Here is a 20,440-nt window from a genome sequence, read left to right as displayed (position 1 = left end):
GCGTTACCGGCGGGACTCGGGCAGCCGGGAGGCGCCGACCTGCTCGTCGAGCCAGTCGGTCAGCAACCGCATCTCCCGCCAGGCCGACGCCACGTGCTCGGCGCAGGCCGGCTCGCCCAACCACGACGGCTCGCCGAAACCGCGGTGGGCGGTGAGCGTCTTGTATCTCAGCAGCTCGACGCGTGGATGATCAGCGGCATATCCACGCGGCCGGGTCCGCAGCTGGTCGCCCGACACCTCGCAGCCGTCGGCCCGCAGCCGCGCGACGATGTCCTCCAGGCCGGGACCGCGCAGGTCATCCGCGATCGCCGCCCGGAGGCGTTCGACCTGGTCCGGCGCGGTCCGCCAGTACCCGGACGCGGCCATCAGACCGCTCGCCGACACCTGGACGTAGCCGCCCCGCTCGCAATGGGCGCCGATCGCCGTCTTGTACGGCGACTTGTCCTTGGAGAACCGGACGTCGCGATACGGCCGGAACACGTGCGGCTCGCCGAACTCCGGCCCGAGCGCCGCCAGCAGGGCCAGCATCGGGCCGCGCACGGCTGTCTCGTAGGTCGCCCGGTGATCCGTCCAGTACGCCTTGCTGTTGTCCGCCTCGAGCCCCTCAAAGAAGATCAACGCCTCGGTGGGAAACCCCGTGAACTCGGACATCGCCCCTCCTCCGCGAACGCCGTCATGCTACGGCCGCCCACCGACTGACACGCAGGAGGCGGCGTGCGGAGGTCTCGCCGGAGCGAAGCGAGGGCGAGGCCGGAGCACGCAGCCGACAAAGTGGCAGCCGTGGTACTGATCCGTCGGCGGAGGTTCGCGGACGCCCGATATGATCCAGACTCCCCGTCCCGCTGCGTGGCCGAAGCGTCGCCGGGGCGCTGGCCGTCGCGCGCTGGGCCGGGCAGCCGTCGTGCAGTCCGCTCGTGTCCGCATGGAGGGGCCCCGTGAGCACCCGGGTCGAGACGCTGGAGTTTCAGGCCGAGGCGCGTCAGCTTCTGCAGCTGATGGTCCATTCGATCTACTCGAACAAGGACGTCTTCCTGCGGGAGCTGATCTCCAACGCGTCCGATGCCCTGGACAAGCTGCGCCTCGCGTCGTTGGTCGAGGACGGTCCGCGGGTCGACAGCGCCGACCTGCGCATCGAGATCGAGGCCGACGTCGACGCTCGCACCCTGACCGTCCGCGACAACGGCATCGGGATGTCCCGCGACGAGGTCGTCGGGCTCATCGGCACCATCGCGAAGTCCGGCACGGCCGAACTGCTGCGCAAGCTGCGGGAATCGGAGGACAGCGCGGCGTCGGCCGATCTGATCGGACAGTTCGGCGTCGGCTTCTACTCCGCCTTCATGGTGGCCGACAGGGTCACCCTGCTGACCGGGAAGGCCGGTGAGAGCGGCGGCACCCGGTGGGAGTCCGACGGCACGGGCAGCTACGTCATCGAGACGGTGGACGACGCGCCGCGGGGAACCGCGGTCACGGTCCACCTGAAGCCCGAGGACGGCGAGGACCGTCTCCACGACTACACCGACGAGAACAAGATCCGCGAGATCGTCAAGCGGTACTCCGACTTCATCGCCTGGCCCATCCGGCTGGTGTCGGCCCCCGCCGCGAACGACCGAGACTCGAACGACGAGGGGACGACCGAGTCCAGCGCCGAGAACGCCGGCGACCGGCCGCTCAACTCGATGAAGGCGCTGTGGGCGCGGCCGCAGAGCGAGGTCGACAAGGCCGAGTACGACGAGTTCTACCGGCACCTCAGCCACGACTGGACCGGCCCGCTCGAGGTCATCCACATGAAGGGCGAGGGGACGTTCGAGTACGAGGCCCTGTTGTTCATCCCGTCGCGAGCGCCGCTCGACCTGTTCACCCGGGATGCACGCCGCGGCGTCCAGCTGTACGTGAAGCGCGTCTTCATCATGGATGACTGTGCGGAGCTCCTGCCGAACTATCTGCGTTTCGTCCGGGGCGTCGTCGACGCGCACGACCTGTCGCTCAACATCTCCCGAGAGATCCTCCAGCAGGACCGCCGGATCCAGCTGGTGCGGCGCCGGCTGGTCAAGAAGGTACTGGCCTCGATCGGGACTCTTCAGGAGAACGACGCCGAGCGCTACCGGACGCTGTGGAAGGAGTTCGGCGCCGCCCTCAAGGAGGGCCTCCTCGAGGATGCCGACAACCAGGAGGCGATCCTGGACCTCGTCTCGGTGGACTCGACGCACGACGCCGATCGGCCGACCACTCTGCGCGAGTACATCGAGCGCACGAAGGACGGCCAGAACGAGATCTACTACCTGACCGGCGACTCGCGCGGAATGATCGAGAACTCGCCGCACATGGAGGCGTTCCGGGCCAAGGGCTACGAGGTCCTGATCCTGACCGACCCGGTCGACGAGGTCTGGGTCGAACGGGTGGCGGAGTTCGACGGCAAGCCGCTGAAGTCGATCGCGAAGGGCGAAGTCGACCTCGACACCGACGACGAGAAGAAGAGCAGCGAGGCCGAGCGGGAACAGCTGCGCGAGGACTTCGCCGCGCTGCTGCCCTGGCTGACGGCCAAGCTCGCGGACGACGTCAAGGAGGTCCGGCTGTCCAGCCGCCTCACCAAGTCGCCGGCCTGCCTCGTCGGCGACACCTTCGACATCACGCCCGCGCTGGAGAAAATGTACCGGGCGATGGGGCACGAGATGCCACACCCCAAGCGCATCCTTGAGCTCAACCCGACGCACGCACTGGTCATGGGCCTGCGCGCCGCACACGAACGGGACGCGGATTCCGCCGCCCTCGGCGACACCGCGGAGCTGTTGTACGGCATGGCGCTGCTCGCCGAAGGCGGAGAACTACGCGATCCCGCGCGATTCACCCGCCTCCTCGCCGAACGCCTGGCGGAGGCGCTGTAGCGGCCGCTCGGCCATGGGCGACGCCGGGTGATGGTCTACTCGGCGGGCAGTACATCGGCCTCCCAGGGGTTGACCAGCTCCAAGCCCAGGCCGGTGAAGTCGCTGGTGTTGCGGGTAGCCAGGACGGCGTTGCGGGATCGACAGATAGCCGCGATCTCGGCGTCGAAGCCGCTGATCGGAGTCCCGGCTTGTTCACGCTCGGCCACGAGGCTGGCGTAGTGGCGGGCCGCCTTGGCGTCGAAGGGCAGGACTCTGTCCTGGAACGCCGAGAAGACATCGTCCGCGGCTGCCATCAGCGACTCGCGGCGGCGACCGGATGGCAGTCGGACAATGCCGTAACGGACCTCGGCCACGCTTATCGAGGTCGTGTTCAAGGCATCACCGGGTCGGCTGGTTACCCACCTGACGACGCGATCTGCTGGTACTGCTCGCATGAGTTCGGAGATGACATTGGTATCGAGAACGATCATTCTGAGGGTGGCACCCGGTCACGTGAACAGGTCCGCTGCCCGCGGTGCCTGTATCCGCGCTGGCAGCTGGAGGTCGACGCCACCAAGCGCGCCGAACCGGGCGAGCAGGGTCTGAGCGAAACCGGCAGCGTCCTCGGGCTCATTGACCGCCTCGGTGAGGATCGCACGGATCTCGGCCTCCATCGAACGGCCGTGGTGCGCCGCACGTATGCGCAGTCGCTCCCGCACACCGTCGTCGAGGTCTCGGATACTAACCGCCGCCATCGGGACCACCTCCCGATAGCAATGCTAGCACGTGCGGACTCTGGCGGCACCGTCGCGTCGCCGGTCAGATAGTCATGCGGCTACTGCTGGCTGTTCGAATATCAGGTCGGTTCCGTCGACGATGGCGGACACGCCGATCGGGAAGGTTGGCAGCGGGTCTGTGTGACCGCCCTCGACCGGACGTGGCCGTCGCAGGGAGTGCCAGGCAATCCCAGCGCGTGGCTGCTGACCGTCGCCCGCAACCGGGGGCGGGACCAGTGGAAGGCAGTCGGTCTGATCGCCATGTGGTCGACGTCGTACCGGCACGCCTCGCAGACAACGGCAACCAGACAGTGGCTGGCCGCGCCGCGCCGGGCGGACGACACCGGTTCCCGCCGGCTGGAGCCCGGTCGGCGCCACGACCGACCGGGCTCCAGCAGTTCAGGCGACAAGCACCTCCCAGCGGTCGGCTATCTCGTCGAACAGCCGCGCATCCTCATCCGGCACCGCCGAACCGAGGCCGAGACAGAAGCTGGCCTCCTCGGTCACCGCCATGTACTCGCGCACCGTCCAGACGCGACCGGCATCGCGGCGCATGCAGTCGAGCCGCGCGCCCGGCCGGCCGCCGACCGGCATCGCGGTCACCTCGAATTCACCGAAGCCGGCCCCTTCGAGCGACACGCTCGCTGACTCGGCCAGCTCGGTGGCCGACCGCGACCGGAAGATCGGCATCCGGAGCACGATGGCGATCCGCCGGTGGTCGTCGGCCGCACCAAACCGGGCCGTCTCCCACGGGCTGTTCTTCGGGTTCGGCGGCCGCTCGTCCCAACCGTCAGGAACCCAGACGGCATATGCGAACTCGAGCTTGGCGACGCGGCGCCAGACAATCTCGGGCAGGACAGGCTCGGGCATCGCGGGCCCCTCGGTGGAGATCCGTCGCAGGTGCCGGAGCGCGGCCGTGTAGGACTCGCCGGTGCGACGCATCCGCGCCCGCACCAACCGCTTGAATTCCTTGTTCGCCGTCATCCGATTTCGCCGTCATCCGACACCCACACCACCGGCACCGTCCCCCAGCGACGCCGCCGACGGCGGGCGGATTGACAGCGATCCGAGGAGAACTCCCCTTTGCCTCCGCCGAGTGGCCCGGCTGGGGTGGGCCAACGGAGGTTGGGCGGTAGATCAACGAGGAGAGCAGTATGGCCTACAGCCGCGACGGACCGTCAAACAGGCCGGCCAGGCGCGCGATGGTGGGCGGAGCTGTCGACGGATGACGGCAACACGAGGATCACAGGACCAGCGCATCCCCCGTGCGGCTGTCGATCAGGCCGCCGTGTAGTCGGTGTAGTCCCGACAAGCCGCGTAGTCGTCGGCGTCCAGGTAGTGGCACCACGGAAGCTGCGAGTCGGGAAAGCGGAGCCGGCTGGTACCCTTCCAGCTCGCTACTTCCACGTGACACCCAAGATCCCTGACGGTCTCCAACGCCGGTACAAGGTCCGTGTCGCGGCTGAACAGAACGCCCACGTCGTAGGCGCCCTCGCAGGCCAGTCGCACGAGGTCCACGGCGAGGGCGACGTCGATGCCCTTCTCCTGCGCGGGCTCAGCCGGCCAGGCCTTCGGGTAGCGCAGCTGGCGGCGGACGAGGACCACGCGGGAATCGCGAGACCAACGATCGGCCTGCCGGTCACTGGCCCTCGCGGCGACCGGCTGATGATCGGGGCTTGGGCGCCCGCGGTAGACCCGGACGGTCGCAAGCTCACCGTCGAACCGTCGCCCCCTGACGATCCGCCGCGCGACACGCATGGGATCGACATGTCCATGCCGGCCCGAGCTGCCCGAGGGCAAGAACGCGGTGCGAGCCGAGAGATGGACATTTTGGTAGTCGAGGAAGACGGCGACTCGTGGGGTCATGGCGAAGCCGATCTAGAAAAAAGCCCCGCCAGTCCCGGAGGACGGCGGGGAGTAAGTGAAACCCACAGTACTGGTGCAGGCTCCGGCTCGTCAAACGGGGGCGCAGTCATCTGATCGCGCGTGCAGCCGTGGGCCTGGAGCCAAGCTCCTCCGGGCGAAGGCCGGCGGGGCGGCACTCCATGTTTCCGAGACTGACTGGTCCAGAACCATGCCGATCAGGAGCGCCAACGGGTCCTTGGTCAGCAGCTCGTCGGCCTCGTCGACCTGACTCAGATGCAGTCCCACGACGTCACCGTAGCCGACCACGCTGCACGGGCCGTCGCGCCGCTGGTCACATCGCCGGGTTCGCAGTGGATCGGTGCCGTCCCGGCGCGCTTCGGTCCCGGGCGCCTGCTTCCGGCGGGCGGACGCCGCGACCTTCCCGACCGACGAGGTAACGCCGGCCCGTTTGAGACCTCCCTCGATCACCGGGAAAGCACGCCCACCCAGCTCGTCCGCAGGTCTCGAGTCAGTCGCTGACGTCGCGGCCCACAGATCGAGGCGGCGTCTATCCGGCGTCGCTGGGGACCGGCTGTCGATCGTAGCTGTCGCGGGCCATGGTGATCTCGTCCATATGGGTGTAGGCCCACTTGCGGACGACGGCGATCGCCTCCTCAAGGCCTTGGCCAAGCGGGGTGAGCCGGTACTCGACCTTAGGTGGGATCGTCGCGTAGACGTGGCGATGTACGAGTCCGTCTCGCTCGAACGCTCGCAGGGTTTGGGTGAGCATCTTCTGGCTGATGCCCTCGACCTCGGAGCGCAACTGCGAGAATCGCTTGGTGCCGGTCGAGAGCGCGTAGAGCACCAGCAGCGACCACTTGTCACCGCAATGCCGTTGTAAGGCGCTTGATCGCGAGGTGTGAGGTACCCGGCCGCGCCTGAGCTAACGGTGACGTTGGGTGACGGTCGGGGGTGGGGTGGGAGGTCGCCGGAGCGGAGGATTTGGGTGCTGGGAGTGCCCGGATTGCGGGGTTTGAGCGGATCTCCGGGTGAGGTGAAGGGTGTCGAAGCCAGTTCCCTGACCCGGAGTCCGCCGTGTCCTGTTTCTATCCTGTCGTCCCGTCGGTCGCGCTGCCCGGGGTGGCCTTCGGCCGGGTCGGTGCCGGGCTGCTGGCGGTGCGTGCCGAGGACCTGGCCGCGGGGCCGGTTCGCACGGCCGGGCGCCGCGGCGGCGGCCGGGCGCCGGCCCGCGACCGCCGCGGCCTGCTCACGCTGGCTGAGGGCGCGCTCCCGGCCCGCCACGGCGACCAGGTGATCGTCTACCGGCCGGTGCTGGCCGGGACGCTCAGGGCCTACGACAACGGGGATCTGGCCCTGTCGGGCCGGGCGGCGGACCACGTGTCGCTGGGAGCGGCGGAGGCCGAGCTCGACCGGCGGCTCGGCCCCGGCGCGCTCGACCGGCTGATCGCCGAGGCGTTCACCCAGTTCCAGGCGACGACACCGCCCGGCAGCGACGACGCCGCACCTGATGACGCCGTGCGCGGGCAGGAGACGGCGTTGGCGTTGACCCGGGGGGTCGTCGTGCGGGCGCTGGTCCTGGGGTCGTGGATGGCGGGCACCGGGTGGGACGACGTGCTGGCGGCGTTGTTCGCGCCGGTCGCGGACGTCCCGTTCACCCGCTGCTCCGCCACGCCCGGCGGGCCGGCGTTCTCCCGGGCGCGGCGCGGCGTGCCGGGGGTGGTGGTCGCCGCGGTGTGCGAGGCGGTCCTGGTGGTGCTGCGCGCGGAGCTCCTCGACCCGCACGACCCACAGGCGCTGGCCGCGGGAGCGTTCCGGGTCGCCGGCTTCGACGGGACCCTCCTGCGGCTGCCCGACACGGCGGCGAACCGGGAGCGCTTCGGGGCGGGCACCGACCCGGCGCCGTTCCCGCACGTCCGCCTTCTGATCGACGTCGACGCTGGGACGAAGACCCCGCTCGGCTACGCCCACGGCCCGTCCTCGGGCGCGAAGGACGCCGGTGAGCAGACGCTGCTCGAGCAGGTCGCGACCGCCACCCCGGCGATCTGTCACCCTGGGCTCCTGCACGTCGGGGACCGTAACTTCCCCGGCGCCGAGCGGCTGAGGCGGCTGACCGGCGCCGGGATGAACCTCGCGGTGCGGCTGCGCGCCGGGATCACCGTCGACGTCGACACGTGGCTGCCCGACGGCTCGGCGCTCGTCGACCTCGGCACCGACGACGTGCTGCACGGCTGGCGCGACGTCGAGTGGGACGTGTTCGCCGACGGCGTCCACACCGGTGAGACGTTCGCCGTGGCCACGAACATCACCGACCCCGCCGCGCTGCCCGCGCTCGCTCTCACCGCCGGCTACCGGGCCCGATGGGGCGCGACCGAGACCCCGATCCGCGAGACCAAGGCCACCCTGAACGACTCCGGACCCGGAGCCGGGCCGATGCTGCGCGCCACCGACCCGTTCGAGGTCGACCAGGAGATCCCCGCTCTCCTGCTCGGGGCGGCTCTCCTGCGCGCGGTGCAGCGCAGCGCCGCCGCGCAGGCCACCCCCGCCCAGCGCGGCGCCCGCGCCGGGCAGCCGGTCCTGGCCCGGGAACTGTCCACCAAGGCCACGGTGCTCGCGCTCACCCGCCACCTCGGCGCGGCGACCCCCGGCCTGCCCGACGAGGTCGTCGCACACCGGCTCGCCGCCATCCACAGCGCACTCAGCCGGCGGCGCAACACCCCCGACCGCAACCGCACCCGCGAACGCCGGGCGAAGAGCGTCTCGGAGTTCCCCCACGCCGGACCCGGCCTCACCACCCGCAAGGTCGTCTACGAGACCCGGATCTGCGGACCGATCACCGACACCCTCACCACGGCGGCCCCAACACTCACGCTTCCCGATGTCACCGAACGTGACCACACCCAGCCAGCCATGGCAGCCTGACCCACGCGATCAAGAGAGTTTCACTGGCATTGCTTGTCACCGACCCGACCGATCACTTGGCGGGTCGGGCACGCCGCGGCCATCACGTCGAAGCGACCGTCCTCGGACTTCAAGCCCACGCCATTAGTCACCACAAGGTGTGTATAGCACTTAATGCTGCCTACTTCCGACAGGTGCCCGTAGTTGTCACGCTTGCCGCGTGCAGGCATGGACCGCGACAGGACATGGATCGCTCAGGCTCGCCGAGGTCGACGAGGCCGAGCCGAGGCAGGACGAGGCGGTGGTTGCGGTCCAGGCGTTTTCGCCGAACCGCGGCGAGTCATTCGTGCTCGAACGGGCCGAGCGGGGCTTCAGGCCGGGCAAGGACATCGCCGGCGTCATCGTCAAGCCCGCAAGGTCAGGGCATGGACCGGGCGTCGGGGATCGTGTGGTCGCGCACCTGGATCACTCCGGTTGGGCGGAGCGGGCGGTCGTGCCGATTGATCGGCTCGCCGTGGTCCCCGAGGCGATCAGCAGCGAGGAGGCCGCCGCGCTGCCGTTGGCCGGTGTCACCGCGCTGCGGCTGACCAGAGCCACCGGCCCGGTGGCTTCCCGCCGGCTGCTACTGACCGGGGCATCAGGCGGTGTCGGCCACTACTTCGTGGAGCTGGCCGCATCCCAGGGCACCCAGATCACAGTCGTAGCCGCCACCGACCAACGCGCCCGCCGACTGCTCGAACTCGGCGCATCGGAGCGGATCAAGCGCAACGATCCGCAAAGTTCCTTTACACCGACGATGACACGCCAGTCGCGGACGACCTGGCCGCGCTCGTGCGGCTCACTGCCGCCGGACGCCTGCACCCCGAGATCGGCGTGGTCGCAGGCTGGGAGGACACGCCGCGGATCATCGAAGCGATGGTCGCCCGGACGGTGCGCGGCAACGCGGTCCTGACTATCCCCTCACCTCAGACCACCGTTCCACATCGACCGCACGAGCCGCTGTCAGACAGGAACTCAGCATGAGCAACGACACTGAACCCGAGCAGGTCCTCCAGCGCTACCTGGACGCGCTCGTCGCCGGAGACATCGACACGATCCGCGACAGCTTTGCTGAGGACGCCACGTGGACCGTCAAGGCCGATCTACCGACCGCGGGACCCTGGCACGGCCGAGACCAGATCGTCGATGACTTCCTGTCCGCGGTGATGGGCGAGCGGTTCGAGGCCGGCAGTCACGTTTTCACGTTCCCGACCATAATCGCACACGGCGACACCGTCGCTCTGGAGTGGCACGTCTCGGCCCGCAACACCACCGGCGAACCCTACGAGAACGACTACTGCGGCATCTTCGTCATCCGCGACGGCAAGATCACCGCAGTACGCGAGTACCTCGACAGCCGCTACGCCGCCAGAGTGCTCTTTCCCGACCTCGACTAAAGCGGCGCCAACGGTGACAGCAGCGCCCGCAGGGCTGGCGAGTGCCTCGACCTCCACACCTCACCTCCTGGCACCCGGCAGCCACGAACAGCGCCTCGTTAATCACGTTCGCGCAGGAATCAGCAAGGCCAGGGCCTTGATGATCAGATATGCCACGAACGTGACATCGGAATTTCGCGAGACTTCCGCCGCCGCGCGTCGAGGTGCTGACGCACCCGGTCCCGAATTACCGGGGCATCCCCATAGGCGACCATCGCGTCAACCAGCCGGCGGCTCGGCCGGCCGAGATCGCCCTCGTCAAAACCCATCCGCCGCATGTTCGCCGCGTGGTGCGATGCCATGGAGACATAGGCACCGACGTGCGCTGTGGACACCTCACGGGCCCGTTCGACGTCGGGGTCGAGGACGACGGCCTGCTCGACGCCGAGGAACGCCACCCCAGCCGGCCGGAAACATACCGACACGCGTGGGGCGGCCCTCACTACATCGGGTTCATCACGGTGCACGTCGGGCCCGCAATTCTCGCGCTCTTCCTGACCGGCCTGTCGCTCTACCGCAGGTTGAGGGACGTCGCCGAGCATCCACCCGCGCTCCCGGTCAGATCAGCGTGTAATCAGTGTCGTCGCGGCAAGCCTCGTAGTCGTCGGCATCCAGGTAGTGGCACCACGGAACCTGCGAATCAGGGAAGCGGATCCGGCTCGCGCCAGTCCAGCTGGCGACCTCGACGTGGACAAGGCCGGATTCGAGGTCGCGAACTGCTTCCAGGGCAGGTACCAGGTCGGTGTCACGGCTGAACAGGATGCCGACGTCGTAGGTGTTCTCGCACGCGAGACGTACGAAGTCGACAGCCAGTGCCACATCGATGCCCTTCTCCTGGGCAGGCTCAACCGGCCAGTCCTTCGGGTACCGCAACTGTCGACGTACCACCGTCACCCTTGGGTCACGTTCCCACTGGTCCGCCTGCCTGTCGCTGGCCCTGGCAGCCGCCTGCTGATGATCCGGGCTCGGACGGCCACGGTAGACACGGACGGACGTCAACTCACCGCCGAAGCGCCGACCGGCGACGATCCGCTCAGCCACCCGGCCAGGACCAACATGACCAAGCTGACGCCGCGCGTCGGCCGGCAGAAACCTGGTTCACGCCGAAAAGTGAACGTTCTGGTAGTCGATGAAGACCGCGACTCGTGGGGTCATGACGTAGCCGATCTAGAAAAAACCCCGCCAGTCCCGGAGGACGGCGGGGAGAAAGTGAGGTCAGCATAGGCGGCCGACGGTCACGGCGTCAAACGGACGAGGGCGCAGAGCACGCCGAGCACACAGTCCGGCTGGGCGGACACCCACCGCGTCCACACGAACACTCTCCGCGTTTTCATCTGGACAAATCGTCAAACTTCGTTCCTTGTTTGTCCGATTTGCTGGTCCAGCACCATGCCGATCAGCAGCGCCAGCGGGTCGTTGGTCACCTGAGTCAGATCGACGAGGCCGACGCGCTGCTGCCGTGCGCAGGTGTTGAGCCGTGACGTCGAGCAGCCCGCGTAGACCCTCGCGCAAGGCGAGCGCGTAGCTGGGATTGGCCGCGGCTCTGGAGTAGAACGCCACTGACACGGCGGCTTCGGCCCGGCTGTCCTCGTCGGTGGGCAGCAGTTCGGTCAGCACCGCACGAGCCAGCTCTCGCGGGGTGGCGTCCGGCTGACCCGCGATCCGCGCCTGAAGACGTCCCGCGACCCGGTCACGCTGTGGTCCAGCGCGAACAGCAGCATCTCGTCCTTGGCACGGAAGTAGTGCTGGGTCCCGGGTGATGTAGTCCCGCTCGAGCAGAATCTCGATGATCTTGGCTGCAGCCTGCTTGGTCACCGAGATGCGTCGACCGAGTTCGGAGGCGTTGTCAGCCCCGGACTCGATGGCACGCATGGCGAAGTCGTGCGACGGACGCACGTCGTCGAAGCCGCGCGCGGCCAGCTCGGCGACAGCGCCGCCATGCTCAGCCGCGGCCTTTCCTTTTCGCGGATTTGTTGGCCAGCTCGCGGCGGCGGGCGACGTCCCGCCGGGACGGAACGCGGCCGCCGGCCGGCGGTCTCGGGCGGCCCGGAGCGTTCTGCGCCCGCGGCGCCGGCTCCGCCGCCTGCCCCGCGGCCTGGGCGACCGCGTGCGGCCGGCGTCTGGCGATAGTCGCCAGGGCGCCGGCCAGAAGCGAGAGCGGCGTGCCGGGAAGCTCGCGCAGCGTTCGCAGCAGTTCTCCGCCTCCGCCCGGCCACCCTTCGGCCTCCTCGTCGAAGGCCGCGACGACCGCTCGGCCCAGCGGATCGTCAGTCTCGCCACCCGGCTCGCCCGGCTCGCCCGGTCCGCGTGGCCCGTCGGACTCAGGAGACGCGTCGCTGATCAGCAACGACCAGAAAGCGCCGATCTCAAGGCTGACGAGCCGATCACGTAGCAGGATCGCCCGGGCACGCGGCGGCGGGTCCAGCGCCTCGTGGCCTCCCCTCGACCGCCAGGCCGCCAGCGCGTAGGCGCCGATCGTCGGGTCGGCGACGGCTGCCCGCAGCGCGTCTCGCAACGACCGCTCGGCCTCGGCGTCGGGCAGTGGGGACGGAAGCAGCTCATCCAACGGCGCCTCGTAACGCCGGCCGGCCGTGATCCGCTCCCGCGCCCACCGGCTGTTGTCGATCCCCAGCAGCTCGAAGACGGGCTGGTAGCGCCCAGGGCTCGCCGCGCTCGCCGTGAACAGGTCCCGCCAGCGTCGTTCGTGGTCACGCGCGCCTGCCCACAGCAGCAGGCCCGACACCCGAGCCCAGGCCGGCCACGACCCGAGCCACCGCACCATCAGCGCCGGCTCGGTGCTGGCGACCTCGCTCAGCCTCGGAACGTCCCAGCCAGCCTGGCCCGCGAGATGACCTATGACCAGTTCGCCAAGCCTGGACAGCACGACCGTGTCGCCGGCCCGGCGAACCATGCCCAGCCCCGCCATCCGGTCGGCGACAAGCGCCGTCACATGCGCCTGCCGGGTGAGCTCGGCCCGCTCGTCCGCGCCGAGAGGTTCGTCGAGGCCGATCAGGCGATCGAGCTCGCCGTCGGATGGCAGGGCGTATGCCTTCGAGTCCAGCGGGTCCGGTGCCCGCATGGCGAGGGCGAGTGCCGTGTCCGGGCCGTCCGCGGCCGCGAGCGGGATCGGTGGGATCGGCTCCCGTGCCCGCCGGATCCGCCAGTCGAGGCTCGCGGCCGCACGACGCGCGACGGAGACCGTCCCCTGCCCCCCGAACAGCTCGAAAAGCAGCGAGACGTCTGCCTCGCCCAGTTCGGGGTCGCCCAGCTCCAGCTCGTCCGACTCAAGATCGTCCGACTCACGATCGCCAGATTCAAGATCGTTAACCTCGGACTCGTCCCACTCGGACTCGTCCGGCTCAGGGTCATCGCCTCCAGGGCCGTCGGCTGGCGGGTCGCCGTCCTGGTCGCCGTGCGGCCCGTGACCGTCTTCCGCCAGGCCGACCGCCATCGTCCGGATGGCCCCGTAGCTCATCGCCGCGAGGTGCAGCAGGTCGTCGGCGTCGCCCTCCCGCCATAGCTGCCACGCTTCCCCCGCGGCCACGCGGTCTTCACGGACGCGCAGCATCGACACGGCTGAGGCGAACTCCGCGACTCGCTCCACCACCGACTCCGACACGCCGAGGCGGGCGGACGCCTCCCGGTGGTGACGGGCGAACTCCGCCGCGCTGACACCGCCCCGCTCGTCCACCCAGCGGGCGAGGCCCGCCGCGGCTGAGAGCAGCGGAGCCGAGCGGATGAGAGCCGCGGTCGCCGCTGGGCCCGGGACGCCGCCGCCGTCGACTTCCGCGACGGGCAGGCGTGGCGCCAGCGGTGCCAGGTCAAGGACCGGCGGCAAGCAGCCTCCGTAGTCTTCCCGCTTCTCCCGTAGCTCCCAGACGATCGGACGGAGCAGGAGGTCGTCCGAGGGCGCGAGATCGCGGAACTCCTCGCGCAGGAACGTGCTGAGGCCCGCTGCCGTGACGCCGTCGATCAACCGATCTACCCAGTCCTGGATGCGCGCGATCGCCGACTCGTGCTCGCCGTCGTCCCCATACAAGTGGGGCAGGTAGAAGGTGCGGACAGCCTGCTCCAGACCGGAACGCACCGTCTCGGAGAGCTGCCCGACGATCACCGCGCGCGCGTGTCGCGCGGTCGCCGTTCCCATCGGCTCGATCTCGGCCGCATCAGCCGTCGCGGCGAGAAAGGCGGTCTTGCGGTCCGCCAGCGGGCGCTCACGGTAACGGGCGAGCCAGGCGCGTACGGTGACCTCGTCGGCGACCTCGACACCCTCGTCGCGCATCAGCCTGGCGTAGAAACGCTCCCAGGTCGGCCGATCCGGCGCGAAGAGCGCCCTCTCATACGGCCCGGTGGCCTCATCGATCGCCGCGTGAAGCTTCGCCAGCTTCTTGGCGCTCAGCAGACGAGCATCGTGCTGCTCCTCTGCCAGCGCCTTCAGCACCCGAGGGCAGACTGCGACGTCATCCCGGGGCGGGGCCGCGAACGTAGGCAAGGTCCCGGTGAGGATCTCCCGGGCCAGCGCCGGGGTGATCTCCGGCAGCCCTGCCCGCAGGCGCGCGTCCCGGTGCAGCGCGACAAGGGCGACCGTCGTCACGGTCGGTCCGACGGGCAGGACCTGGCCTCGCGCCTCGGCAGCGCGGCGAAGACGGTCGACCCCAGCGCCGAGTACCTCGTCGAGCTCCGTCACCGCGTCATGTCCGGTCATGGTCGACTGGTCTACCAGAGTGGTGGCAGCGGTCGCCGGACGGCCACGGAAGCCGTGCCACGACCAGACACCCGGCTTCGGGCCTGCTCCTCTTCCAAGCGGGGCCAGGACGAGGCCACGTTGGTCAGGCGGGGGCCTGCGTGGATGCGCAGCGAGTCGTTGCACTCCGCCCGGAGCTTCGCCACAGCCTCATCCTCCTCCAGCTCCCCCCACCATCTGGAGGGCGCGGGTGCCGCCGCGCTTCGTCTCCCGCCAGGCGGCCATGATCTCGGCGAACTCCGCCTCCGACGCTCGATCGCGATGTCGCTCACGGCGCCGAACGTCAGGTTCCGGCCGGCCGTCTCAGCTTCCACCGGCAGGCCACGTTCGCGGTCCTACCGTGGTCGGATGGCCGGCGGGCGAAGCGCTACCCCGGTTCCGGCGGCCAATCCCGGGCGGCGTGCGTGCCACGCGCCGGCCGCCGGCTCGTCAGCGTCGGCGGGACTCGGGCAGCCGGGAGGCGCCGACCTGCTCGTCGAGCCAGTCGGTCAGCAACCGCATCTCCCGCCAGGCCGACGCCACGTGCTCGGCGCAGGCCGGCTCGCCCAACCACGACGGCTCGCCGAAACCGCGGTGGGCGGTGAGCGTCTTGTATCTCAGCAGCTCGACGCGTGGATGATCAGCGGCATATCCACGCGGCCGGGTCCGCAGCTGGTCGCCCGACACCTCGCAGCCGTCGGCCCGCAGCCGCGCGACGATGTCCTCCAGGCCGGGACCGCGCAGGTCATCCGCGATCGCCGCCCGGAGGCGTTCGACCTGGTCCGGCGCGGTCCGCCAGTACCCGGACGCGGCCATCAGACCGCTCGCCGACACCTGGACGTAGCCGCCCCGCTCGCAATGGGCGCCGATCGCCGTCTTGTACGGCGACTTGTCCTTGGAGAACCGGACGTCGCGATACGGCCGGAACACGTGCGGCTCGCCGAACTCCGGCCCGAGCGCCGCCAGCAGGGCCAGCATCGGGCCGCGCACGGCTGTCTCGTAGGTCGCCCGGTGATCCGTCCAGTACGCCTTGCTGTTGTCCGCCTCGAGCCCCTCAAAGAAGATCAACGCCTCGGTGGGAAACCCCGTGAACTCGGACATCGCCCCTCCTCCGCGAACGCCGTCATGCTACGGCCGCCCACCGACTGACACGCAGGAGGCGGCGTGCGGAGGTCTCGCCGGAGCGAAGCGAGGGCGAGGCCGGAGCACGCAGCCGACAAAGTGGCAGCCGTGGTACTGATCCGTCGGCGGAGGTTCGCGGACGCCCGATATGATCCAGACTCCCCGTCCCGCTGCGTGCCCGAGGCGTCGCCGGGCGCTGGTCATGGGCCTGCGCGCCGCACACGAACGGGACGCGGATTCCGCCGCCCTCGGCGACACCGCGGAGCTGCTGTACGGCACGGCGCTGCTCGCCGAGGGCGGAGAACTGCGCGATCCCGCGCGATTCACCTGCCTCCTCGCCGAACGCCTGGCGGAGGCGCTGTAGGGGTGGTCGAACGGACAGGCTGGGCTGCCGAGGAGCGTCTCAGATCGGTTCGACGACGATGTCAGCGCGGTCGAGTGTGGCGGTGTAGGCGCCTATGTCGTCTGGGTCGCTCGTGAGGATCTGGGCCGGACCGTGAAGAGCAGCTGCTATGACGACCAGGGCGTCGATGACGTCCGGCCGCTTCCTCGTGGGAAGCCTGGCCTCGGCGAGCATGGCCCCCGCCCGTTTGTACGAGTCGAGGGTGAAGGTTCTTGCGCAGGCGACGCAGCCGGCGGGGATGCTCGACACGCCGCGCATGGGGGATGCGCTCTCCCGAATCTGGGGCACGGTGCAGTCCTTCAGGTACTGGCTGAAGGCAGGTACCATCTTCGGGTCCGGTCGCCACGCCTGGGCGAGGACCGGGCCAATGACGACCGGCCGGTGCGGAGCCGCGCGTAGGCCGTGGTGGAGCAGCCGCGCCGCCGACTTGTCTCGCAGGAGCGCCACGAGCATCCCGGCGTCATAGACGACAGTACGCGCGATCATGCGACACTCGCGGCGTCCGATCCAAGCGCGCTGTTCAGAACCCGGTGGACGAGCGCCTGCTCGTCCGTGGTCAGGGCATCGAACGAAGGCAGGTCCGTCTCAGGGACGCCGCCAGCCTGCTCAAGGGCTGCCCGGTTGCGCGCGTCAAGTGCCGCGAAGGTCGCCGTGGCGGCATCGTCGCGCGCCATCTGCGCGACGGCCGCCGCGATCATGTAGGCGGACACATCCATACCTGCCGCCTCGGCGTGCATCCTGATCGCGGCCTGGACGTCCGAGGCCGTCGAGATCGTGAACCGAATGTTGGGCATGCCATCATCGTAACACCGCGTATTACGCCGTCGTAGCCACCATGCCACGGGCCGCGATCCGCCGACAACCGGCCATGTGCGGTGCCGTCCGCTCGCGGGTCACGATGTGACGCGCGGTTCCACGCCGAGGCAGGTGACGGCGTCGACGGACTGTTGGAGGTAGGTCATGCCGCGCACCTGTAGGGACGAAGCCCCGCTGCTAGTGGACTCGCCCGTCATCAAAGGTCGATACGCCGACCTTGACGGGTTCATGGTGGGATTCGAGACATTCGAGGCGGATGCGGACGGGGCGCCGGCGTTCCGGGGCCTACCCGACGACCGCTGCCAGTGCCCGCACTGGGGACTCGTGCTGTCCGGCCGGTTCGTGCTGCGCTACGTCGACCGGGAGGAGACCTACGTGGCGGGTGACGCCTACTACGCCCCACCCGGTCACACGCCTGAGGTGACAGCCGGCACCCAGGTGGTCGAGTTCAGCCCATCGGCCGAGATGCGGGCGACGATGGCCGTCGTGTCCGCCACGGCGAGACCAACGGCGAACTGGCCAGGTTCCACCGGGAAGCACCGTCTCGCGGCACCGCCGGCTGAACCGGCGGCAGGCGGCCCGGCTCGCCGCGGTCAGGAGGCCCAGGCGTGGGTGCGCAGGGCGACGATGCGCGGGTGGCGTTCCTCGACGCAGTAGCCGTACTCGACGCGGCGGCGCCAGACCGTGAGCCGGCATGAGCCGCCCTCGACCGTCCAGGTGCGCCGGCCGACGCGGTCCTCGATCTGCACCGGCTGCGGCGTGAGCGGCTCCGCGGAGCGCCGGTGCGCCCAGGTGTGCGCGGCCTCCCATTCCGGGAAGCTGCCAACCAGCTCGCCGTCGCCGTCGAACACGAGGTAGGGGCGGGTCATCGTCGTCACGCCTTTCCAGGAGGCGGCGCGGGTTTCCCGACCGTCCCGGCGCGGGCGCCGTGTTCGGATCCCGGCCGCTCGAAGCGGTCCGGGCCGTCCGGCCACGGACGTCCTGCCGACCGCGACGCTGCGGCCGGCACCCGGACGACGAAAGCGGCGCCGAAGCGAACGCGGCCGGCGGCACTGCCCGGTCGCGCGTCGAAGGTGGCCGTCAGGCCCGCGGTACGCCGGTTGGTGCGAGAAACGACAACGGCGCGATCAGGTAGTCCACGAATGCGTTTTCGGCTGCATAGGCCGCCGCCTCGAGCGGGGTGTCGAAGGCCAGCACGACGCGGCGCGCCCGCCACGGGCCACTCTCGAAGACGATCACGCCGAACTTCTCCGTCGCGTCGTCCGGCATCGACCGCCGGGGTGGCGCCGGGTCGGCCGGCGCTACGGCAGGAGGGCGTTCGACCGGCCGGATTCGGGTTCGCGGCGCGAGCCCGCCGCAGGTGCGCGCACGTAGCTGGGAAGTCATCGGTACTCCAGGGGACGTCGTACGCCGCGACGGCGGCCACCACGGGTGGCCACGCATGCGTCAGCCCAGTGCTCCGGCCAGCTCGGCGGGCGGCCTGGGACCGGATCGGCGAGCGGGATCGGGCCGGATCGGCGAGCGGGAGGGCCAGCGTTCCCGGAGGCCGGCGACCCGCGAAGTCGGCAACGAGGTCGGCGTCGTAGCTCGCGCTCATCGCTTGCACTCCCCCCTGCATCGCTGCAGCCAACCTCTCACGCTGAGATGTGAACCTGCCACTCAAGGTGAGGACAGACCGGAAGCATGGCGCCCGCCGGGCGCATATGCAAGAGCTTCTGTAAGGGTTTTGCTACGGGATGCTTCAACGCATGCGAGGACGGTGGCGGACCGGTGGCGAGATTGAACTACGAGTCGGACTCGACCGACTCAGTACGGACAGACCCGCGACCTGCGTGGCAACGCCAATCGGCGGGTCCGGAACCGAGCCGGCGGGACGCGGGCGCCGGCCCGGTCGGCGTCATCGCGCTCGATTCAGAGACCACCTGCGGACCCACCACTACCGGCGAGCCCGCGTCGTGTCTGTCCGTAACGGCGGGCACGATGCCACCCAAGGCCGGAGGTCGCGTGACATTTGCGCCACCGAAATCGGGCCAGCCGGCCGAAACCGACTACCCTCCCGTTACCTTGACGGCCTCATCATCGGCACCATTGATCGCGAAGACATCGACATCGGCCGCCAATCCGGCAAAGCGGGCGGCGAGCCGACAGGGGTGGCGGCCGTGACGGAACCGGAGGCTGGTTCGCCGACCGGCGGCCAGCAGGCGGACCCGGCCGGGCCCGAGGGTGGGACGACGCCCCCGCCGGCCGGCGGGCCCGAACGCCGGCCCGGCGGGCCCGACGGAGGGGAGACGACCATGGCGACCAGCGGCGGTCCCACGGTGCGCAGGCGCCGCCTCGGCTCCGAGCTGCGCCGGCTGCGGGAGGCCGCGGGCGTCTCCGTCGACCAGGTGTGTGACCTGCTGCGCTGTTCGGTGTCCAAGGTCAGCCGGCTGGAGAACGGCCGGGTACCGGTGCGCACCCGGGACGTGCAGGACCTGCTCAGCCTCTACGGGGTGCACGACGACGAGCGCCGGGAGGCCTTGTTGGCACTGGCCCGCGAGTCCCGCAGGCACGGCTGGTGGCACGACTACCACGACGTCGTGCCGGCCTGGTTCGAGATCTACATCGGCCTGGAGGAGGACGCGGCCTCGATCAGCGTCTACGAGTCCCAGCTGGTGCACGGGTTGTTGCAGACGGCCGACTATGCCCGGCATGTGATCCGCGCCGAGGCCCCGGAGAGCCCGGACGACGAGGTCGAGCGGAAGGTCGCGCTGCGGCTGGACCGCCAGGGCCGGCTGACCGGGGAGAACCCACCCCGTCTGTGGGTAATCCTCGACGAGGCGGTGCTGCGCCGCCCGGTCGGTGGCCCAGTTGTCATGCGCGGTCAGCTGGAATGGCTGCGCAAACAGGCGGAGCTTCCCAACGTGACGATCCAGGCGCTCCCGTTCGCGGTCGGGGCACACGCCGGACTAGGTAGTACATTCTCCATTTTGGGCTTTCCGGACTCCGGCGACCACGACGTGGTCTATATCGAGGAGGCGGCCGGAAGCCTCTACCTGGAACGTGCTTCGGAAATCCGACGCTATAGAGTGAAGCTCGACTACCTGATGGCCTCTGCGCTGAGTCCGGAGGAGTCGATTCAGATGATTTCATCCATAGCGGAGGAAATGAAGTGAACAAATACGAGAAGCCGTCTCTCGCCGGTGTGGAGACTGCCCGGCTGAGCTGGCGGGCCAGCAGCTACAGCAACGGTGCCGGAGGCATGTGCGTCGAGGTGGCGCCGCTCGGTCACGGCATGGTGGTGCGGGACTCGAAGAACCCGGCGGGCGCCGTCCTGGCGTTCTCGGCCGCCGAGTGGGACGCGTTCCTCGCGGGCGCGCGCGATGGCGAGTTCGACCTGCGTTCGGTGACCGCCTGACGCGAGCGTCCCCTGCGGGGCCGGTGAGCCCGCACCAGGAAGCCCAGTACCAGGAAGACCGGCGACGAACCCGGCGGGAACACCGCGGTTTCCGTCCCGCGCA

General features: G+C 69.8%; 22 protein-coding genes and 1 pseudogene. 8 read left to right on the top strand and 15 right to left on the bottom strand.

Translation table 11 applies throughout. The features are described 5' to 3' along the window. Positions 1 to 3: 3 nt before the first annotated feature. Positions 4 to 651 (bottom strand): DUF2461 domain-containing protein, encoded by a 648-nt coding sequence (locus FRADC12_RS14730; protein WP_045877084.1) that lies wholly within the window; start codon positions 649 to 651, stop codon positions 4 to 6. A gap of 284 nt (positions 652 to 935) precedes the next feature. Here FRADC12_RS14730 and htpG point away from each other — a divergent pair, with 284 nt between their 5' ends. Next, positions 936 to 2,882: a molecular chaperone HtpG gene (gene htpG / locus FRADC12_RS14725; RefSeq protein WP_045877083.1), complete on the top strand. Its 1,947-nt coding sequence runs from the start codon at positions 936 to 938 to the stop codon at positions 2,880 to 2,882. Between the two features lie 35 nt (positions 2,883 to 2,917). On the opposite strand, the gene FRADC12_RS14720 is transcribed toward htpG, so the two are convergent. From FRADC12_RS14720 to FRADC12_RS14695, 5 genes and pseudogenes are all read right to left on the bottom strand, one after another. Beyond that, a complete protein-coding gene (locus FRADC12_RS14720; RefSeq protein WP_045877082.1) occupies positions 2,918 to 3,352 on the bottom strand; it encodes a type II toxin-antitoxin system VapC family toxin in 435 nt (144 codons plus the stop codon). A gap of 18 nt (positions 3,353 to 3,370) precedes the next feature. Next, positions 3,371 to 3,616 (bottom strand): FitA-like ribbon-helix-helix domain-containing protein, encoded by a 246-nt coding sequence (locus FRADC12_RS14715; protein WP_045877081.1) that lies wholly within the window; start codon positions 3,614 to 3,616, stop codon positions 3,371 to 3,373. Between the two features lie 420 nt (positions 3,617 to 4,036). Next, positions 4,037 to 4,621, bottom strand: coding sequence for a hypothetical protein (locus tag FRADC12_RS14710; RefSeq protein ID WP_232303804.1), 585 nt, complete (start codon positions 4,619 to 4,621; stop codon positions 4,037 to 4,039). A 294-nt stretch (positions 4,622 to 4,915) separates the two neighbouring features. After that, positions 4,916 to 5,503 (bottom strand): NYN domain-containing protein, encoded by a 588-nt coding sequence (locus FRADC12_RS29850; RefSeq protein ID WP_084010757.1) that lies wholly within the window; start codon positions 5,501 to 5,503, stop codon positions 4,916 to 4,918. 547 nt (positions 5,504 to 6,050) lie between these two features. Next, positions 6,051 to 6,356: pseudogene (locus FRADC12_RS14695) on the bottom strand (winged helix-turn-helix transcriptional regulator); the annotation flags it as partial. A gap of 221 nt (positions 6,357 to 6,577) precedes the next feature. Between FRADC12_RS14695 and FRADC12_RS14690 the strand changes: the two are divergent. From FRADC12_RS14690 to FRADC12_RS14680, 3 genes are all read left to right on the top strand, one after another. Next, entirely contained in the window at positions 6,578 to 8,422 is a 1,845-nt protein-coding gene (locus tag FRADC12_RS14690; protein ID WP_045875092.1) for a hypothetical protein, read from the top strand. Positions 8,423 to 8,621: 199 nt separating this feature from the next. After that, a complete protein-coding gene (locus tag FRADC12_RS14685; protein ID WP_052710920.1) occupies positions 8,622 to 9,353 on the top strand; it encodes an MDR/zinc-dependent alcohol dehydrogenase-like family protein in 732 nt (243 codons plus the stop codon). Between the two features lie 67 nt (positions 9,354 to 9,420). Further along, positions 9,421 to 9,837, top strand: a complete 417-nt coding sequence (locus tag FRADC12_RS14680; protein WP_045877078.1) for a nuclear transport factor 2 family protein — start codon at positions 9,421 to 9,423, stop codon at positions 9,835 to 9,837. 143 nt (positions 9,838 to 9,980) lie between these two features. Here the strand turns inward: FRADC12_RS14680 and FRADC12_RS34915 are convergent, their stop codons facing one another. The 5 genes from FRADC12_RS34915 to FRADC12_RS14660 form a co-directional block, all read right to left on the bottom strand. Beyond that, positions 9,981 to 10,418: a hypothetical protein gene (locus FRADC12_RS34915; protein WP_232303802.1), complete on the bottom strand. Its 438-nt coding sequence runs from the start codon at positions 10,416 to 10,418 to the stop codon at positions 9,981 to 9,983. A gap of 16 nt (positions 10,419 to 10,434) precedes the next feature. Continuing rightward, complete coding sequence (locus FRADC12_RS14670; protein WP_084010755.1) at positions 10,435 to 10,917, bottom strand: NYN domain-containing protein; 483 nt, start codon at positions 10,915 to 10,917, stop codon at positions 10,435 to 10,437. Positions 10,918 to 11,091: 174 nt separating this feature from the next. After that, a complete protein-coding gene (locus tag FRADC12_RS34910; RefSeq protein ID WP_157488862.1) occupies positions 11,092 to 11,748 on the bottom strand; it encodes a TetR family transcriptional regulator C-terminal domain-containing protein in 657 nt (218 codons plus the stop codon). 70 nt (positions 11,749 to 11,818) lie between these two features. Continuing rightward, positions 11,819 to 14,581: a hypothetical protein gene (locus FRADC12_RS14665; RefSeq protein WP_045877076.1), complete on the bottom strand. Its 2,763-nt coding sequence runs from the start codon at positions 14,579 to 14,581 to the stop codon at positions 11,819 to 11,821. 468 nt (positions 14,582 to 15,049) lie between these two features. After that, entirely contained in the window at positions 15,050 to 15,700 is a 651-nt protein-coding gene (locus FRADC12_RS14660; protein ID WP_045877075.1) for a DUF2461 domain-containing protein, read from the bottom strand. Positions 15,701 to 15,869: 169 nt separating this feature from the next. Here FRADC12_RS14660 and FRADC12_RS29840 point away from each other — a divergent pair, with 169 nt between their 5' ends. Continuing rightward, positions 15,870 to 16,085 (top strand): hypothetical protein, encoded by a 216-nt coding sequence (locus tag FRADC12_RS29840; RefSeq protein ID WP_084010753.1) that lies wholly within the window; start codon positions 15,870 to 15,872, stop codon positions 16,083 to 16,085. Between the two features lie 39 nt (positions 16,086 to 16,124). Here the strand turns inward: FRADC12_RS29840 and FRADC12_RS14655 are convergent, their stop codons facing one another. After that, a complete protein-coding gene (locus FRADC12_RS14655; protein ID WP_045877074.1) occupies positions 16,125 to 16,610 on the bottom strand; it encodes a hypothetical protein in 486 nt (161 codons plus the stop codon). Beyond that, positions 16,607 to 16,918, bottom strand: coding sequence for a hypothetical protein (locus FRADC12_RS14650; protein WP_084010751.1), 312 nt, complete (start codon positions 16,916 to 16,918; stop codon positions 16,607 to 16,609). The genes FRADC12_RS14655 and FRADC12_RS14650 overlap by 4 nt, the downstream gene beginning before the upstream one ends. 166 nt (positions 16,919 to 17,084) lie before the next feature. On the opposite strand from FRADC12_RS14650, the gene FRADC12_RS31310 reads away from it, so the two are divergent. Then, on the top strand, positions 17,085 to 17,597 hold the full coding sequence (locus tag FRADC12_RS31310) for a cupin domain-containing protein (RefSeq protein WP_198152907.1): 513 nt from the start codon (positions 17,085 to 17,087) through the stop codon (positions 17,595 to 17,597). Here FRADC12_RS31310 and FRADC12_RS14645 read toward each other — a convergent pair. Continuing rightward, a complete protein-coding gene (locus FRADC12_RS14645) occupies positions 17,534 to 17,809 on the bottom strand; it encodes a hypothetical protein (protein WP_013427974.1) in 276 nt (91 codons plus the stop codon). The two genes, FRADC12_RS31310 and FRADC12_RS14645, sit on opposite strands and share 64 nt — an antisense overlap. A gap of 211 nt (positions 17,810 to 18,020) precedes the next feature. After that, the gene (locus FRADC12_RS33165; RefSeq protein ID WP_232303801.1) at positions 18,021 to 18,179 is read right to left on the bottom strand and encodes a hypothetical protein; all 159 of its coding nucleotides are present in this window, start codon (positions 18,177 to 18,179) and stop codon (positions 18,021 to 18,023) included. A gap of 1,055 nt (positions 18,180 to 19,234) precedes the next feature. Between FRADC12_RS33165 and FRADC12_RS14635 the strand changes: the two genes are divergently transcribed. Beyond that, a complete protein-coding gene (locus FRADC12_RS14635; RefSeq protein ID WP_013427976.1) occupies positions 19,235 to 20,095 on the top strand; it encodes a helix-turn-helix domain-containing protein in 861 nt (286 codons plus the stop codon). Next, positions 20,092 to 20,337, top strand: a complete 246-nt coding sequence (locus FRADC12_RS14630) for a DUF397 domain-containing protein (protein WP_045877072.1) — start codon at positions 20,092 to 20,094, stop codon at positions 20,335 to 20,337. The genes FRADC12_RS14635 and FRADC12_RS14630 overlap by 4 nt, the downstream gene beginning before the upstream one ends. The last annotated feature ends 103 nt before the right edge of the window (positions 20,338 to 20,440 follow it).

Origin of the sequence: Pseudofrankia sp. DC12 (assembly GCF_000966285.1) — a bacterium.
Lineage (GTDB): Bacteria > Actinomycetota > Actinomycetes > Frankiales > Frankiaceae > Pseudofrankia.
Note: the sequence above shows the minus strand (reverse complement) of the source record. Positions and strands in the feature narration are given on the sequence as shown.